The organism is Shewanella sp. 1CM18E, assembly GCF_023161665.1.
Lineage (GTDB): Bacteria > Pseudomonadota > Gammaproteobacteria > Enterobacterales > Shewanellaceae > Shewanella.
In genome coordinates this window covers 699,220-715,410 of the sequence record NZ_JALNTW010000001.1, presented here as the reverse complement: position 1 = coordinate 715,410, position 16,191 = coordinate 699,220, and the positions used below count along the sequence as shown (strand labels likewise).

Here is a 16,191-nt window from a genome sequence, read left to right as displayed (position 1 = left end):
TATCACTAATTCTTAGCAGCCAAATCAATGGCTTTATTTAATGCGCAGACGAAACTGCCGATATCTGCAGTACCTGTGCCTGCAAGCTCTAGGGCCGTACCATGGTCGACCGACGTTCTTATATAGGGTAATCCTAGGGTGATATTGACTGAACTGCCAAATCCTCTAGATTTTAGTACTGGAAGCCCCTGATCGTGGTACATAGCAAGCACAACGTCAGCATCTTCTAAGTATTTTGGTTGGAACAGAGTATCTGCTGGTAAAGGCCCAACTATATCCATATCCAGTTCACGTAACTCATTTAGTGCAGGGATAATAACATCAATCTCTTCTCTGCCTAAATGACCGTCCTCACCAGCGTGAGGATTTAAGCCGCAAACGTAGATGCGTGGCGAGGCAATAGCGAATTTCTCGACCAGATCTCGATGTAAAATCTTGATGATTTGGTGCAAACGATCGCGGGTAATTGCTTTTGATACATAGGCCAGAGGTATGTGTGTCGTTACTAGCGCAACCTGCAGACCTGGCGCTGCCAACATCATCACTACATCTTGACAGTTTGCTTGGTTAGCAAAAAATTCGGTATGACCACTAAATGGAATACCTGCCTCGTTGATAATGCCTTTGTGAACCGGGCCGGTTACCACCGCATCAAACTCGCCAACCATGTTTTTCTCACCTGCAAATCGCAGTGTTTCAACCACGTAGGCACTATTTTGCTCATCAAGCTTACCGCAAACCGCTTCAGCTTCTAATGAGAATGGCACTATGGTTAATGTGCCGGCTTCTTGGGGCTTTGGTGGCTGATTTGGTTGATAAGGACGCAGCTGAATAGGTAAACCAAGTTTTTTAGCACGAGATTGCAGTAATTGTGGATCGGCACAAACGACTAGCTCAGCAGGCCATGCCTGCTGAGCTAGTTGTATCACTAAATCTGGGCCTACACCCGCCGGTTCACCCGGCGTGATGGCTATGCGTTTAGTCGACAATAGTATTAACCTCGGTTTGATACTGGCTCAAAGATATCGATAAAAGCTTCTGCGCGCATTTCGTCTAACCAGTTTTGTAATTCTTCATTAAACTTACGGCGGAATATCAGCTGATGAGCTCGGTTTGTGTTGAACTTGTCAGTTGCATCAGTGGTACGCTTATCTTCTAGCTGTACTATGTGCCAGCCATGTGTTGAACGGAACGGTTCACTGTACTGGCCTATTTCTAGACTATTTAGCTCTTGAGCAAACGCAGGTACGTAAATGTTTGGATCTGCCCAACCTAATTCACCACCTTTAACCGCACTACCCGGATCTTCTGAGTACTGACGCGCTAGGTCTTCAAACTTAGCTTCACCTGATTTCACTTGCTCAAGGAATCTATCCATCATGCTTTTTGCACGTTCTTCTGACAGAATTGGTGATGGCTTAAGTAGAATATGACGAGATTTAACCTCTTCAATTTCTTGAGTTTGCAAACCGCGTGCGTCCATTATTTTAATAATGTGTAAGCCTGAACCACTTTTAATAGGGCCGATTATATCACCAGTTTTAGCATCACCAACGACTTCAGCAAATAAAGTCGGCATTTCGTTGATGTTCATATAATCCCAAATACCGCCTTCTAGCGCTTTTGGACCAGAGGATGCTGCAATCGCGATGCTTCTAAAGTCATCACCATCGTTTAGTCTTTTTAGTACCGCTGCAGCTCGCTTACTTGCAGCGTCTAATTGTTGGCTGTTGGCATCGCTTGGGACGTCAATCAAGATGTGGCCAATTTGGAACTCAACATCTTTAAGCCCTTGTTCATTGATGATTTTGACAAGGTTATTGATCTCTTGTGGCGAGACTTGGATACGACGTTGAACCTGAATACGTTGGATTTCACCTAAGGTGATTTCTTCACGTAATTGCTCACGGTATTGCGCAAAAGTGGTGCCATCGCTTTCGATTTGCGCTTTCATTTGTGAAACCGTGATATTTTGCTCTTTAGCAATATTTTCAATCGTTTGGTCTAATTGTAAATCACCAATATGCAAACCAATTCTATCTGCCATTTGTAGCTGTAAACGAGTTAAGATCAGTCGTTCAATAACCTGAGTTCGTAGAGCTGTATCAGAAGGCAACTTTTGGCCAGCGTTTGCCGCATTGGCTTTAATGGTTTTCACCATTCCACTGACTTCGCTTTCTAGAATAATCCCTTCGTTTATCTGCACAGTGACGCGGTCAAGTGGCGTCGGAGCTGCTTGAATCGTCTGGCTCATCGCCAAAGTTAACAGGGCAAAAATTAATTGGTTACAGCGTTTCATCCACTAAAATCCTTGGCATTTATTGAGTGTCATTTACGGTATTTACATACCGCGCTAATGATTCTTTAGTCCTGCTTTGACTGCATGTCGTCAGCTAGGTTCAGCATTTTTTTAAGTTAATTTTTTGCTAATTTTTCAAATAAAGCGGTTTACGATAATTAAATAGGCCATCATCCAACATATCTGATACGCCTAACGGGCCCGAGCCACCGAGTCCTTTAACTACAAAGTTCAGGTAGAAGCCGCTTTCAAATAGCTCTCGAGTATCCTGTACCGGATTATTTTCGTCAATATAATTGGTTTTGATGCGGTAATGATAACTCAAACGCACTGCCCAACAACATGATTCATATTGAAAGCCGGTATAGGTTTCTACGGCGCGACTCTCATTTAGATCATAATACCAGTTACCGACTAAATATAAGCTGTCGTTAATTGGCCATGCACCACGAAAGCCTAACTGCTTAATATCGACTGACTCATTAGTGTTGGTATTCAGTAGATCCGGCACATAGCGGTAACTAGCTTGGAGCAACTTGTTTTCACCAGGGCGATAGTCGACAGTAACTTCACTCTTTTTATTTTCACTCTCTTTAGCGTCGTATTGAATCGAACCGCTTAAGAACCAGTCAGAGTAAAGCTGAGTTGTTAACTCTGCGGCTACGGCTGAATTAGAGGTGTTTTCTTGTACGAATGTATCGGCACTTCCATTAACGTCGTTAAGACCGACGCGACTATCTTGTAGATAGACTATCTGACCTAAGCTGAACTTAAATACTTCGCGGTTTTGTTCATTAAACATTCTGGTTGTTAGACCCAGAGTGAATTGATTGGCATCGGCAATGCGGTCTAAACCTGAGAAACGGCGTTCTCTAAACAGACCGTTATAGTCTTCTTGTAATAATGCTGTATCGTAAATACCGATGTTTGACTGGTCTTCATAACCAACATAAAGGTATTGGAATTGAGGCTCTAATGTTTGCCTATAATTAGTGTCAAAATAATCAGTAAAACGCTCAAAGTTTATTTGGCCGTGAATGCGCACTTGCGGCAGGGTACGGTTCACCGTGTCATCGAGTTCTGATGTCATCAGGTTAGAGCGATCATCTTGCCAGTAATTGGTTTGCAGTAGTTTCACTTCACTGGTTAACGAACCTGCTGGACCATGAATTGGGTAAGAAATACTCGGCTCTAAATGTAAGCGGGTTGCAGTTGAGTACTCACTGTCCCGGTGCTCAAAGTTAGTCACTTCGCTATTGAAGTTAAAATCCAGTCCGTGCCAATAACTAGGTGCGCGATAATTAAACACAAACTGTGGCATAACTTGGTAAGGTTTTTCGTCCTCGCCTAGCACTTTAATATCTTGCACGCGGGCGCTGATATCCCAGTTTTGCTCAAAATAAGCAACTTCACCAATGCGGGTTAATTGGTTATCTGTCGCGCGCTGTACATCAGAGCTTAAGTCGTTAAAGTAGTTGTTATCCGATACATCGGTATAGTTAGCCAGTACTCGCCAGTTTTTGTTGATGGCACCACTATGTTCCCAGTGATAGAGGTAACGGTCTGGGCTACCAACTAATTTGTCGTCATCGGCTAGGTATTCTAGGTTTAACTGACCTTGCTGTTTTTCACCCGCTAAATATCTAAATTCAGTCTTGGTAAATAGTCCGCGAGCTGACATATAGTTTGGAGTAAAGGTTAAATCGTATTCTGGAGCAATATTCCAATAGTAAGGGGTAGCAACCTCTACACCATTGGTGGTGCTGGTGCTGAAACTTGGAAATAGGAATCCAGATTTTCGTTTGTCAGAGACTGGAATTGTCATGTAAGGCACATACATAACAGGCACGCCTGCGATTTTGATCTTAGCGTCCCAGATCTCGCCCCACTCTTCAGTACTGTCAATTTTGATGCGGTCAGCTTCTAACAGCCACGCCGGATCATCACCAGGACAAGTGGTGAAGTTAGTCCCAGCAAGTAGTAGGTTGTTTTCTTGGGTGATCTCTAATGTTTCTGCGTCACCATGGATCTGCTGCCCATGCAGCCAATATTTAGCACCACTTAATACTGCGCTATTGCTGCGCATTTTAGCTACCAATGAACTTGCTGTGACGGTAAACATTTCGTCTTGAAAGACTAAGTTGCCGTTAGCTTCTAGTTCTTCAGCTTCTTGATTCAGAATCGCTTCATCTGCGGCAACATTACGGCCGCCTTGGCTAAAGTTCACATTGCCTGAAAATGTTGCTTGTTTGCCCATCTGCGCATCTGAACGGTCAGAGCTAATATAGATGCGAGCTAAATCCTCTGGGGTATTAAGCTCATAAAGTGGCACATAAGGCTTTACTGGAGGTACAACTACGCATTGTGCGCTAGATGTGGTCACAGTTTCGGTTTCGTCTGCTAAGACTAATTGGGGAAGCAGGCTCAAGGCCAGAAAATAACGGATCTGCATCTTAGGTCAATTAATTATGATTTCTTAGTCTGGACAGTGAAAGAGGAGAAAAGTTGACCCTTACCTGGGCAACTCAGCCAAATAAATTTTTTCAATTGCTTAGCTGTTTCCATTTTGTCGTTATAATAAAGCAATTTCTTCTTAAGAGCCATGAGGTGCCCTTGTCAGATCCTAGATTTCTTCAGTTAAATGCATGGCTAAACCAGTATTTTAATGTAAAAGTCTCGCCACAGTTGATATCTGGCGATGCGAGCTTTAGACGCTACTTTAGAGTTTTTATCGATGACTTGTCATATATTGTAGTCGATTCACCGCCTAACCTTATCGATATTGCACCGTTTATTCAATTGGCAGACAGTTATTCACGTCAAGGTATTGCTGTGCCAAAGGTGATAGCAAGCGACCAATCTTTAGGGGTTATGCTGCTGAGTGACTTAGGCGATGTGCAGCTGTTGTCGGTGTTAAACGAGCAAAGCTTACAAAAATATTATTCTGAGGCATTGGTTTTACTGACTGATATTGCAAAAGTCACTACGACAAGTGCGGGCCCTTTACCTAGCTATGATAAAGCCTTTGTAGAACGTGAGTTAGCGATCTTTTGTGAATGGTTAGCTGTGCATCATTTAGGCTTACCTGCCGAAGCGGTCAAAAGTCACACCACTAAAGCTTTTAAGGTATTAACCGATAGCGCGTTATCACAGCCTCAAGCCGGTATGCACAGAGATTACCATAGCCGTAACCTAATGCTTCAAGATGGCCAGTTAAAAGTTATTGATTTTCAAGATGCCGTCATAGGTCCTGTGACTTACGATGCAGTCTCTTTACTACGTGACTGCTATATTCGCTGGCCAGACTCTGATGTGGAGCGACTGATGCTGCAGCACTATACACAGTGCATTGAGAATAAACTCATTCCCGCAAAGACGAGCATTGAGCAATATCGCCGCTGGTTTGATCTTATGGGGATACAGCGTCATGTAAAAGCCGCTGGTATTTTCGCAAGACTCAATTATCGAGACAATAAACCTGCTTATATGGCAGACATTCCGTTGACGCTCGAGTATATCCGCGATATAGCAGGCAGATATGCAGAGTTAAAGGCATTTTCGGTATGGATCGCAGAAGATATAATCCCGGCGGTAAATGCACCAAACAACTCGATTTAAATAGCTAATTTACATAAAAGGCATGCAATGAAAGCAATGATCTTAGCGGCGGGGCGTGGAGAGCGTTTACGGCCATTGACTGATTCAATTCCTAAACCTTTAGTCCCAGTTGCTGGTAAGCCATTAATTGTGTATCACATTGAAAAACTCGCTGCAGCAGGTATTTCAGAAATAGTGATTAACCATGCTTGGCTCGGACATAAGCTAGTTGAAACGCTAGGTGATGGTAGTCAGTGGCAAGTTAATATCCAATACAGTGCAGAGGACTCTGCGTTAGAGACCGGCGGCGGGATCAAGCAAGCGCTCAACCTTTTAGGTAATGAACCATTTTTGGTGATTAATGGTGATATTTTTATTGACCAGTTACCAGAGATTAAGCCACTGATGCCTGACATGTTAGCCCACCTATGGTTAGTTAATAACCCTAGTCAGCATCCAGAAGGCGACTTTGCCTTAAGCCGAGGGCTTGTCGTTGATGAAGGCACGCAAAAGCTAACGTTTTCGGGAATGGGTATTTACCATCCACAATTATTTAATGGCACGGAAGAAGGTGCATTTGCGTTAGCACCATTATTACGGCAAGCCATGAAAACGAAACAAGTTAGTGGCGATCATTTTGATCATTTTTGGTGTGATGTCGGTACAATAGAACGGCATACACAAATTGAAGCTCGCGAAAGTAAAAAGGTTAGATAATGCGTATTTGGGGTAAGGTTTTCGGTTTTATTATAGGTTTTATGTTCGGACGTCTCGGAGGCGCGATTTTAGGGCTTTGGCTTGGACATATGTATGACCGCAAATTCGGCAAAAGTGCAGGCATAAGCAGTAGCGGTAAGCGTCAGGCATTATTTTTTAATACTACATTTGCGGTAATGGGCCATGTTGCTAAAGCATCTGGGCATGTCACCGAAAATGATATTCGCATGGCGAGTTCTTTAATGGACCAGCTTAATTTAAGTGGCCAAGCGCGCGCAGATGCACAAGCAGCATTTCGTGAAGGTAAAGAGTCTGACTTTGACCTCAATGCCTGTTTAAAGACCTTTAGAGTTATCTCAATGGGGCGTAAAGAAGTGCTACAGATGTTTTTGGAGATCCAAATTCAAACGGCACTATCTGATGCTCAACTAGATCAAAAAGAGCGCTCTATTTTATCGATTGTGGCCAAAGAGCTGGGTTTTAGTCAGCAGCAACTCGATGATTTGCTTGCAAGATGGCAAGCTGAATTTAATTTCCACCGTAGCGGCGGCGCTGGTAATCAAACATCAATTAAAGATGCTTATGAGGTGCTTGGCATGTCAGAGTCTAATTCAGACCAAGATATCAAGCGCGCCTATAGAAAGTTGATGAATGAACATCATCCAGACAAATTAGTGGCTAAAGGATTACCAGCTGAAATGATGGAACTTGCCAAGACAAAAGCGCAAGATATTCAAGCGGCTTATGATAGAGTCAAAGGTGAAAGAGGTATGCGCTAACTTAGCCAACAATGGCTAGGACTCATTATAGGGACATTATATGAAACCAAGTATTGCGTTATTAATGACTTCATTGTGTGCTCTTCCTGCGGCAGCTGAAGTTTATGTAGCTCCGTTTGCTGGTTATAGTTTTGCTGCGAGTGAGTTTGATATCTCAAACTCAGCTTCGGCAGACACTGGCCAAGGAAAGATTGCTGAATCTGAAAACTACGGCGTAATGCTTGGGATCACTACTAAGGACCCTGGCAGTGTTTATTTACTCTATAGCCATCAAGCCACAGATTTAAAAGGCGCGGGAAATTTTAGTCCTGAAATCATCACTTCTATGGATGTTGATTACTTTCATGTCGGTGGCGCGCTTTACTTTCCTACTCAAGTTCTTAATCCCTATGTCACCACCAGTCTTGGTTTAACCAGTATGCGTCCAGGTGGTGGCTATTCAACTGAAACGCGTTTTTCAATGGCGATTGGTGGCGGCTTTGAATATCAAGCTACCCAATCATTAGCGCTATTTGCAGAAGTTAAAGGTTACGCCACCTTTGTGAACGCTGATAACGCTCTGTTTTGCGATGGAACGGGCTGCATCTGGAATATTCAGTCAGACATTATGTGGCAAGGTCAGGCGAATATTGGCGCCAGTTTAAAATTTTAGGAAAACCTATATGAAGATAGTGGTACTTGACGGTTATACACTTAATCCAGGCGATTTAGACTGGCAGCCGTTAACTGCACTTGGCGAGCTCACTGTTTATGAGCGCTGCGATGCGAATAACATATTGCCGCGAAGCCAAGGTGCTGAAATAATCTTCACTAACAAAACACCTCTAGATGAGGCGCTGTTAACGCAATTGCCTAAGTTAAAATACATAGGTATTTTAGCGACAGGTACTAATGTTGTTGATTTAACAGTAGCTGAAAAGCTTGGCATTATAGTGACTAACGTACCCGCCTATGGTCCTGATGCTGTGGCGCAAATGGTATTTGCACATATTCTGCATGCAACGCAGCAAGTTGCCCTGCACTCAGGTGCAGTGAAAAGTGGCCAATGGAGTCAGTCTGCCGACTTTTGTTTTACGTTGTCACCGCTGCAATCGCTAAAAGGTAAAACCATAGGTTTAATCGGCTTTGGTGATATAGCCAAAGTGGTAGCGCAAATCGCATTGGCGTTTGGTATGCAAGTGCTGGTAAACACTCGAAATTCCGAGGTGCAATTACCGGTAGGTTGCAGCTGGGCTGAGCGAGATGAGCTTTTTGCACAGTCTGATATTATTTCACTGCATTGCCCGTTAACAGCTGATACTCAAGAGCTAATTAATGCTGAAGTGCTTGATTGCATGAAACCATCTGCAATGTTAATCAATACTGCTCGAGGTGGTTTAATTGATGAGCAAGCGCTGGCAAATGCGCTAAATTCAGATCTGCTGGCTTATGCGGGAGTCGATGTTTTATCGAGTGAACCGCCTGCAGCTAATAATCCTCTACTTAGCGCTAAAAATATCAGCATCTCTCCTCATAATGCATGGGCAACGATTGAAGCAAGACAAAATCTACTTAATATCGCTGTCGATAACTTAAGTTGCTTTATAAAGGATGAGCATAAAAACCGCGTTAACTAAGTGTTTTGGTGTTCAAATCGCTTTTATCATTACTACGTTTATGCAGCTTGAGAATATAAAAAGAACCCACCTAAAAAGGTGGGTTTTTGTTTTACATAATAACTTTAATCTTGCTCGCTGCGTTTAACGCTTTTTGGACAGCCTTGTCTAGGTTCAGATCTCTTGCTAGTGCAACACCTAAGCGTCTTTGCCCATCAATTTCGGGTTTGGCAAATAAGCGAACTTGAGTGTCTGGCTCAACTAGTGCCTCAGCCACACCGGTAAACTGAATATTGTTTGAAGTACCATTAGCCAAAATAACCGCTGATGCACTTGGGCCGTGTTGGGCAATGTTACTAATTGGTAAGCCTAAAATGGCGCGAACATGTAAGGCAAATTCTGACAAATCTTGGCTGATTAATGTAACCATGCCAGTGTCGTGAGGTCTTGGTGAGACTTCAGAGAAATAAACCTCATCACCTTTGATAAATAGCTCAACACCAAATAGGCCATATCCACCTAAGGCTTCAACGACTTTTTTACCAATAGTTTGTGATTTTTGTAAAACCGTTGCCGACATAGCTTGAGGTTGCCATGATTCACGATAATCACCGTCTTCTTGACGATGGCCAATAGCATCGCAGAAATGAATACCATTAACTGCGCTAATTGTTAGCAGGGTAATTTCATAATCAAAGGCGACAAAGCCCTCAACGATCACCCGACCTTTACCGGCGCGGCCACCTTCTTGAGCATATTGCCAAGCAGGTAGGATTTGCTCTTGAGAGCGAATAACGCTTTGTCCTTTACCCGATGAGCTCATCACCGGCTTAACAACACAAGGTAAGCCGATTGTCGCTACTGCATCGTTAAACTCGGCTTCGGTATCGCAGAAAAAGTATGGTGAGGTTGGAATATCGAGAGTTTCAGCAGCTAAACGGCGAATACCTTCACGGTCCATTGTTAGTTGCGTTGCTTTTGCTGTTGGCACAACATTAACGCCTTCGGCTTCCACTTCAACAAGGGTTTGGGTGGCAATGGCCTCTAATTCTGGAATAACTAAATCTGGTTTTTCAAGCGCAATAACGGCTTTAAGTGCGTCAGCATCTAGCATATTTATAACGTGTGAGCGGTGAGCGATTTGCATTGCAGGAGCGTTAGGGTAACGGTCAACGCCAATCACCTCAATACCGAAGCGTTGCAGTTCAATGGCGACTTCTTTACCTAACTCACCGCAGCCAAGCAACATTGCGCGTTTAGCGTTAGGAGATAATGCAGTACCTATCATTTGTGTACCTTTTATTTTGTAGGGAGTTTTTGTTTATTGCAGAGGCTAATTTTACAGACGCTGCAATATTTGAAAGCATCTTTGGCTTTCAATTGTTATTTGCGCTTAGTGTAACGTGCAGTGAAAGCTTGTTAGTGATAATTACTAACAAGTGTGCGTGAGATCACTAAATAGTGATGGCTAGAAAGATAATTAATGTTTGGTTTTTAATCAAAAAAATAGATTTTAACCGCAAATATTGCCAATATGTTGCTAGGATGTTTTGGGCTCGATTGCCGAGTTCCTTTTATTAAAGGGAGAGCACTGTGTTTCTAGATTATTTTGCATTAGGCATTATCTTTTTCGTGGCTATCTTTATCTTCTACGGAGTAATTGCGATTCATGATATACCTTATGAAATCGCTAAAAAGCGCAATCACCCCCAGCAAGATGCTTTGCATATAGCTGGCTGGGTAAGCTTATTTACACTACATGCGATTTGGCCATTTTTATGGATTTGGGCAACGCTTTACCGCGAAGACAGAGGCTGGGGTTTCCAAGAGGTTGTAGAAAAAGAGCAATTACTCGAAAGCGAGGTTAAAGGCTTAACTGAGTCTGTGAGGAAGTTAGAGCAAAAATTAGCTGCAATGGAAGCGATGAATAGCAAGGGGCCTGATGATAACGCCCATAGGTCAAATAACTCAGATAATACCTCAAAAGGGCCGACTGGCGAGCCTTCCGATAACAACCAAGCAAATAAGGTAGAGGTGTAATATGGATTTACTATTAGTTCTAACCTATACCGCAGTGTGTATCGCCATCTTTAAGATCTTTAAAATTCCATTGACTAAATGGACAGTACCAACAGCCATTTTAGGCGGGATTTTTATTGTTGGCGCATTGATTTTGCTGATGAATTACAACCACCCTTATACGCCTTTTGCGAAAGAATATTTTGTAACGACTCCAATTAACCCCGCGGTAAGAGGTGTAGTGACAACAGTAGAGGTTGAACCAAATACGCCGATTAAAAAAGGCGACGTATTATTTAGAATTGACCCAACACCATTTCAAGCCATTGTTAAACAAAAGCGTGCCGCACTAGTGGCGGCAGAACTTGAAGTGCCACAACTTGAAGCTGCGTGGGAAACCGCAAGGGCTGCGGTTGCTCGAGCAACGGCTGATAGAGATAGAACCAAGTCAGCGTTTGAGCGCTATGAAAAGGGCCGTAAACGTGGCGGTGCCAACTCGCCCTTTACTGAGCTTGAATTAGATAATAAACGTCAACTCTATCTTGCATCTGAAGCGCAATTGACCGCGGCAAGTGCTGAAGAGTTGCGAGTGAGATTAGCCTTTGAGTCTAATGTCGATGGGGTCAATACTAAAGTTGCAGGTATTCAAGGTGAACTTGAAAAAGCGGAATTTGACTTAAAGCAAACCGTGGTTAGGGCGCCAGCTGATGGAATGGTGACACAAATGGCGCTACGCCCAGGAATAGTTGCAGTGCCTATGCCACTTAGACCATTACTAAGCTTTATTCCTGATGAAGAAAGGGTGTTTGTTGGTGCATTTTGGCAAAACTCCTTGTTGCGTTTACAAGAGGGCGATGAAGCTGAAGTCATCCTAGATGGCGCGCCAGGGCAGGTGTTTAAAGGTAAGGTGGCTAAGGTGCTACCAGCAATGGCTGAAGGTGAAATTCAATCCTCGGGGGCCTTGGTATCTTCAAATCGTTTAATGGTGCGCGGCCGCGCATTAGTATTAATCAAGCTTGAAGATCATGAGGTAAGAACCCGCTTCCCTGCAGGTGTTTCTGGTCACGCCGCGATTTACACTGAGCACTTTGCTCATGTATCGATAATGCGTAAAGTTTTACTAAGAATGCAGGGCTGGCTCAATTACTTATTCCATTAATTTATTTGAATAAATAAGGCGTTATAAGCTAAATCAGATATAAAGCTTATAACTTTGATATAAAGGGGGCGTAAGCCCCCTTTTGCTTCATTAGTAACTTGTTCAAGCAGTTTAAGGACTAAATATGCAAGATATCCAAGATCTCACTGCGGTACTGCGCTCAAATACCCCCATTGTTGTAATCGAAACTTATGAAGAATACCGAGTGATAGAGTTACTAAAAAAGGTATCTAATATTCTGTTTCAACCTCTATTTAGTTGGAGTGTCACAGAGGGGCTAATGCGAGTCGATAGTGGGCTTGGACGACAAAAGTTCAATGCTGAGCCGAGCGATATTCTTGGGCAAATAAAGTCGACACGAGAGCGGGGCATATATGTGCTTTGTGACTTTCATCCTTTTGTTGAAGATGCACCTAAAAATGTGCGTTTACTTAAAGAGATCGCGCTGGAATATGAATCATTACAACACACCCTTGTATTGGTGAGTCATGAGTTCAGCATTCCGCCTGAAATTAAACATTATTGTGCCCACTTTAGATTGTCACTGCCCAATAGCACCCAATTGCTGAATTTAATCTATGAACAAGTCGATAAAGTGCGCAGTGAAGGCGTTCTGCTTAATGTTGATGACACTGCAGTGGCAAAGCTTGCTGAGAACCTTCGCGGGGTAACATTTGATGATGCGCGGCGTTTAGCACATAAAGCCATAGTCGATGATGGTGCCATAACTCATTCAGATGTAGATACAATTAATCGGGCTAAGTTTGAGTTGCTTGATATGCAGGGCGTATTGCAATTTGAATATGACACCAGTGATTTTTCTCAAGTGGCGGGACTGCAAAACCTCAAGCAGTGGTTAGCTTATCGCTCGCCCATATCCGCGCCCCAAGGAATTGTAGACAAGCCGAAAGGCGTATTACTGCTTGGGGTACAAGGGAGCGGTAAAAGTTTAGCTGCTAAAGCAGTAGCCGGTATGTGGCATCGACCTTTACTTAAGATGGATATGGCTGCGCTTTATAATAAGTACATAGGTGAAACTGAGAAAAATTTGGCTAAGGCATTAGAGTTAGCGGATTTAATGGCGCCATGTGTATTGTGGATAGATGAAATAGAGAAGGGCTTGAGTAGTGGCAGTAGTGATGATGGCACTTCAAAACGCATTTTAGGTACGATTTTAACTTGGATGGCTGAGCGTAAATCAGATGTTTTTCTGGTTGCAACGGCCAATGATATTAGCGCTCTTCCGCCAGAGTTAATGCGTAAAGGACGCATGGATGAAATCTTCTTTGTTGATTTACCAGACGCTGAAGTAAGGCAGACTATTTTTGAGATCCATTTAAAGCGTCGTCAACTTGCACTTAACTTATTTGATCTTGAGCAGTTGGCTACGGTCAGTCACGGGTTCTCTGGAGCTGAAATCGAGCAAGCGGTGATCTCAGCGGTTTATACGGCGAAAGCATCACAACTTGAGGTTAATCAAACGGTTTTACATCAAGAGATTATGAAAACCCAACCACTTTCTGTTGTTATGCGTGAGCAGTTGCAATCATTACGACATTGGGCGGAGGAGCGAACCGTCAGTGCGCATTGATTTGTCGCTTTAGACGGAGATTTTAAGCTTGTAAATTTTAGCTGCTAGCAGTTTTACTAGCAGCTAATTAGTTATTTAATGATTAGTCGGCTGTTTTTTGTGGTGGAAACTGAGCCAGGATCTTTGCCACAGTAGCATTTGTTTCCTCTGCTTTTGCTTGGCCACCATCATCAAAGGTGAACTTGTCAGAGCCGCGCCAGACGAGTTTATTCGTTTCTGGATCTATAATATCAATTTGAATCGTTTGGATTTTAGCTGTGTCGCTGCCAACTGGTACATCGACACTTGTGCCGATACTTGCACCACCTGAGCTGCCCCACGAGCCTGTACCTAAGCCAATTGAAAAGCCTGAGTCTTTGGGTTTATCTTCCACTTTAAAACCGTAAGTAACATTAAAGTCCGGATTTGTGTCTTGCTTTATAAAGCCTTGGCTGGCTAGAGCTGTTTCAATGGCGAGCTGAATTCTACTTGCACTTAGGGGATCATTATTGGCAGGTGGTGTTACCTGAGAAAAGCTTTTTAAGCTGGCAAAATCGTAGCTAAGATCGTAATCATTCTTAGGTGTTGAACTACAAGCGCTGAGCAATACTAGCGGCAGAGATATTAGTATGAGCAATAGCTTACGTTGTAACTTATTCAGTTGTAACTTATTCATATATAGGACCTCTGCTGTAGACGACATTCCTGCATGCCATAAAAATAGCTAAAATTTGAGTAATCATGCTGATAAATAACTGTATTTATTTTAGCCTTTTATTGTCAAGATGGTATATGTTTAACCTATGGAGCAGTTAGAGTTTTTTGAGATCCTTAGTCCTTGTATTGGTGTGTGTCAAAGTGATGCAAGAGGCTACTGTAAGGGATGTTTACGTAATCGCGATGAGCGCTTTAATTGGCTCGAATTTAGCGATGCGCAAAAAAATAATGTGATTCGTTTATGTAAGCAGCGTAAACGGAGGCGTCAGCTCGCTTTTCTTAAAGCCAAAAAAGCGCAGATCCTCGATGAAAGAGCAAAAATTAACGCAAACTTAGATTTTGAAGCTGGATCTAATAATGACTGACGGCTTAGTAAACTCAGTATAAACTGCCTGCTGTATTAGCCTACTTATCAAATGATTTTTGAGGTGATTGTTGAACAGGTCCTCATTGGGCGCTATTGGCTACTGTTTGGCCAAATAAGGCTAAAACAGGTGTAACCTGGTTGGCTTTCAAGCGTCACTTGGCCATGATGCCGTTCCATAATTCGTTTGATAATCGCTAAACCTAGACCGTGACCTTTATTGCCATTTTTACTGCTAGCACTGCGGTAAAAAGGTTCAAAAATCTTACTTTGATCTTCAGCTAAAATTCCTTCACCGTGGTCGGTAACAGCAACTGTAATCGCATCTTGAGTCTGGCTAATTTTGACTTTGATATCGTCAGTAGAGAAGCGCTGCGCATTGGTGATTAAGTTTTGTAATGCCCGCTCTACCAGTGATGGTTCAGCCATTAGGTATACGACACTTTCTGGTGCATCAAGAGTAATCGGAGTCGGATTATAGGTCTGTAACCGTCTAATGGTTTGGCTGACTAAACTATTTAAATCGCAGCGCTCAAAACTAAGAGATTCACGCTGAGTTTCTAAACTCGCATAGGTTAGTAACTCTTGTAACAGATTCTCCATCTCTTTGATATCAAGCTTCATATCGTCTAGGAATTGTTGACGCTGAGCGAGATCTGAATCAGGTTGGCAGTACTGAGGCAATAGGGCTAGGGCGAACTTTAGTCGAGCTAGCGGCGTTCTAATCTCGTGAGATACGGCGTTAGAAAGGTGCTTTTGGTTTTCAATTAGCGCGCTAATATGTGCAGCCATATCGTTAAACGTATCGGCTAACGGCAGTACTTGTGAGCTTTTAGCTAACTTAATGCGGGTGTTCCATTTAGCTTGGCCAAATTCTTTAGTGGCTCTGCCCAAAATTTTAAGATCTTTTGATAGCGGCCATACCCAGATCAGTACGATAAAACCAAGTAGTAGATAGAAAAAGATATTGTACAGATTACGCAGACTAGCTCGAGGGTCTAGCTCTATAGGCCCAGCCATTAACACTTGCTCACTTACTGCAATAAAGTGTAATTCATGGTTGAGATCATAAGGCGTGGCAATAATTTTATCGGCGCGCATCAGTTGCTCGCTAGAAACTGCAACTTGCTCGGCGTCGAGTAAGGTTAGAGGAAACTTAGGGTTAGGCTCTATGGTTGTCAGCATGGCTTGGCGCTGTTCTGCGGGCAGTGCAGATAGCACCTGCGCTAAAGCAATTAAAGGTGCATCGTGTACACCTTTATCGTCAACATTGCTTTGCCACAAATTATCGAGTGCCCAACCTATGCCCAATACACCTAGGCTGAGCAAAAAATAAAGGCTAATAAAAAGACGTTTCATCTTAATATCGCGGTAG

At 43.0% G+C, this 16,191-nt stretch carries 15 protein-coding genes; 9 read left to right on the top strand and 6 right to left on the bottom strand.

All coding sequences use genetic code 11. The features are described 5' to 3' along the window. Positions 1-5: 5 nt before the first annotated feature. From pdxA to lptD, 3 genes are all read right to left on the bottom strand, one after another. Positions 6-989, bottom strand: coding sequence for a 4-hydroxythreonine-4-phosphate dehydrogenase PdxA (pdxA, locus tag MSG37_RS03115; protein WP_248469081.1), 984 nt, complete (start codon positions 987-989; stop codon positions 6-8). 5 nt (positions 990-994) lie between these two features. Beyond that, positions 995-2,299 carry a peptidylprolyl isomerase SurA gene (surA, locus tag MSG37_RS03110; RefSeq protein WP_248469080.1) on the bottom strand — a complete coding sequence of 435 codons (1,305 nt, stop codon included), beginning with the start codon at positions 2,297-2,299 and terminating at the stop codon, positions 995-997. A gap of 127 nt (positions 2,300-2,426) precedes the next feature. After that, complete coding sequence (gene lptD / locus MSG37_RS03105) at positions 2,427-4,751, bottom strand: LPS assembly protein LptD (RefSeq protein ID WP_248469079.1); 2,325 nt, start codon at positions 4,749-4,751, stop codon at positions 2,427-2,429. A 155-nt stretch (positions 4,752-4,906) separates the two neighbouring features. On the opposite strand from lptD, the gene MSG37_RS03100 reads away from it, so the two are divergent. From MSG37_RS03100 to MSG37_RS03080, 5 genes are read left to right on the top strand one after another with little or no spacing between them, the layout of a single operon-like run. Then, positions 4,907-5,917 (top strand): phosphotransferase, encoded by a 1,011-nt coding sequence (locus MSG37_RS03100; protein WP_248469078.1) that lies wholly within the window; start codon positions 4,907-4,909, stop codon positions 5,915-5,917. Between the two features lie 27 nt (positions 5,918-5,944). Then, the gene (gene murU / locus MSG37_RS03095; protein ID WP_248469077.1) at positions 5,945-6,613 is read left to right on the top strand and encodes an N-acetylmuramate alpha-1-phosphate uridylyltransferase MurU; all 669 of its coding nucleotides are present in this window, start codon (positions 5,945-5,947) and stop codon (positions 6,611-6,613) included. Continuing rightward, the gene (djlA, locus tag MSG37_RS03090; RefSeq protein ID WP_282446548.1) at positions 6,613-7,392 is read left to right on the top strand and encodes a co-chaperone DjlA; all 780 of its coding nucleotides are present in this window, start codon (positions 6,613-6,615) and stop codon (positions 7,390-7,392) included. Before murU ends, djlA begins: the two co-directional genes overlap by 1 nt. 40 nt (positions 7,393-7,432) lie before the next feature. Beyond that, complete coding sequence (locus MSG37_RS03085; protein WP_248469076.1) at positions 7,433-8,044, top strand: outer membrane beta-barrel protein; 612 nt, start codon at positions 7,433-7,435, stop codon at positions 8,042-8,044. A 10-nt stretch (positions 8,045-8,054) separates the two neighbouring features. Beyond that, a complete protein-coding gene (locus MSG37_RS03080; RefSeq protein ID WP_248469075.1) occupies positions 8,055-9,008 on the top strand; it encodes a D-2-hydroxyacid dehydrogenase in 954 nt (317 codons plus the stop codon). 91 nt (positions 9,009-9,099) lie between these two features. Here MSG37_RS03080 and purT read toward each other — a convergent pair whose 3' ends face one another. Continuing rightward, positions 9,100-10,275 carry a formate-dependent phosphoribosylglycinamide formyltransferase gene (gene purT / locus MSG37_RS03075; protein WP_248469074.1) on the bottom strand — a complete coding sequence of 392 codons (1,176 nt, stop codon included), beginning with the start codon at positions 10,273-10,275 and terminating at the stop codon, positions 9,100-9,102. 305 nt (positions 10,276-10,580) lie between these two features. Here purT and MSG37_RS03070 point away from each other — a divergent pair, with 305 nt between their 5' ends. The 3 genes from MSG37_RS03070 to MSG37_RS03060 all read left to right on the top strand — a co-directional run bounded on the left by MSG37_RS03070 (position 10,581) and on the right by MSG37_RS03060 (position 13,756). Beyond that, complete coding sequence (locus tag MSG37_RS03070) at positions 10,581-11,027, top strand: DUF3302 domain-containing protein (RefSeq protein WP_248469073.1); 447 nt, start codon at positions 10,581-10,583, stop codon at positions 11,025-11,027. A 1-nt stretch (position 11,028) separates the two neighbouring features. Beyond that, entirely contained in the window at positions 11,029-12,165 is a 1,137-nt protein-coding gene (locus tag MSG37_RS03065) for an HlyD family secretion protein (protein ID WP_248469072.1), read from the top strand. Positions 12,166-12,289: 124 nt separating this feature from the next. Further along, positions 12,290-13,756, top strand: a complete 1,467-nt coding sequence (locus MSG37_RS03060) for an AAA family ATPase (RefSeq protein ID WP_248469071.1) — start codon at positions 12,290-12,292, stop codon at positions 13,754-13,756. An 82-nt stretch (positions 13,757-13,838) separates the two neighbouring features. Here MSG37_RS03060 and MSG37_RS03055 read toward each other — a convergent pair whose 3' ends face one another. Next, positions 13,839-14,411 (bottom strand): DUF4136 domain-containing protein, encoded by a 573-nt coding sequence (locus MSG37_RS03055; RefSeq protein WP_248469070.1) that lies wholly within the window; start codon positions 14,409-14,411, stop codon positions 13,839-13,841. 127 nt (positions 14,412-14,538) lie between these two features. On the opposite strand from MSG37_RS03055, the gene MSG37_RS03050 reads away from it, so the two are divergent. Beyond that, positions 14,539-14,817, top strand: coding sequence for a DUF1289 domain-containing protein (locus MSG37_RS03050; protein WP_248469069.1), 279 nt, complete (start codon positions 14,539-14,541; stop codon positions 14,815-14,817). Between the two features lie 92 nt (positions 14,818-14,909). Here the strand turns inward: MSG37_RS03050 and MSG37_RS03045 are convergent, their stop codons facing one another. Further along, positions 14,910-16,175: an ATP-binding protein gene (locus MSG37_RS03045; protein WP_248469068.1), complete on the bottom strand. Its 1,266-nt coding sequence runs from the start codon at positions 16,173-16,175 to the stop codon at positions 14,910-14,912. Positions 16,176-16,191 lie beyond the last annotated feature (16 nt).

Excerpts from the sequence above, each read along its gene's own strand:
- surA (WP_248469080.1), bottom strand. The coding sequence starts at position 2,299 with ATGAAACGCTGTAACCAATTAATTTTTGCCCTGTTAACTTTGGCGATG.
- lptD (WP_248469079.1), bottom strand. The coding sequence starts at position 4,751 with ATGCAGATCCGTTATTTTCTGGCCTTGAGCCTGCTTCCCCAATTAGTC.
- murU (WP_248469077.1), top strand. The coding sequence starts at position 5,945 with ATGAAAGCAATGATCTTAGCGGCGGGGCGTGGAGAGCGTTTACGGCCA.
- djlA (WP_282446548.1), top strand. The coding sequence starts at position 6,613 with ATGCGTATTTGGGGTAAGGTTTTCGGTTTTATTATAGGTTTTATGTTC.
- MSG37_RS03085 (WP_248469076.1), top strand. The coding sequence starts at position 7,433 with ATGAAACCAAGTATTGCGTTATTAATGACTTCATTGTGTGCTCTTCCT.
- MSG37_RS03080 (WP_248469075.1), top strand. The coding sequence starts at position 8,055 with ATGAAGATAGTGGTACTTGACGGTTATACACTTAATCCAGGCGATTTA.
- purT (WP_248469074.1), bottom strand. The coding sequence starts at position 10,275 with ATGATAGGTACTGCATTATCTCCTAACGCTAAACGCGCAATGTTGCTT.
- MSG37_RS03065 (WP_248469072.1), top strand. The coding sequence starts at position 11,029 with ATGGATTTACTATTAGTTCTAACCTATACCGCAGTGTGTATCGCCATC.
- MSG37_RS03060 (WP_248469071.1), top strand. The coding sequence starts at position 12,290 with ATGCAAGATATCCAAGATCTCACTGCGGTACTGCGCTCAAATACCCCC.
- MSG37_RS03055 (WP_248469070.1), bottom strand. The coding sequence starts at position 14,411 with ATGAATAAGTTACAACTGAATAAGTTACAACGTAAGCTATTGCTCATA.
- MSG37_RS03050 (WP_248469069.1), top strand. The coding sequence starts at position 14,539 with ATGGAGCAGTTAGAGTTTTTTGAGATCCTTAGTCCTTGTATTGGTGTG.
- MSG37_RS03045 (WP_248469068.1), bottom strand. The coding sequence starts at position 16,175 with ATGAAACGTCTTTTTATTAGCCTTTATTTTTTGCTCAGCCTAGGTGTA.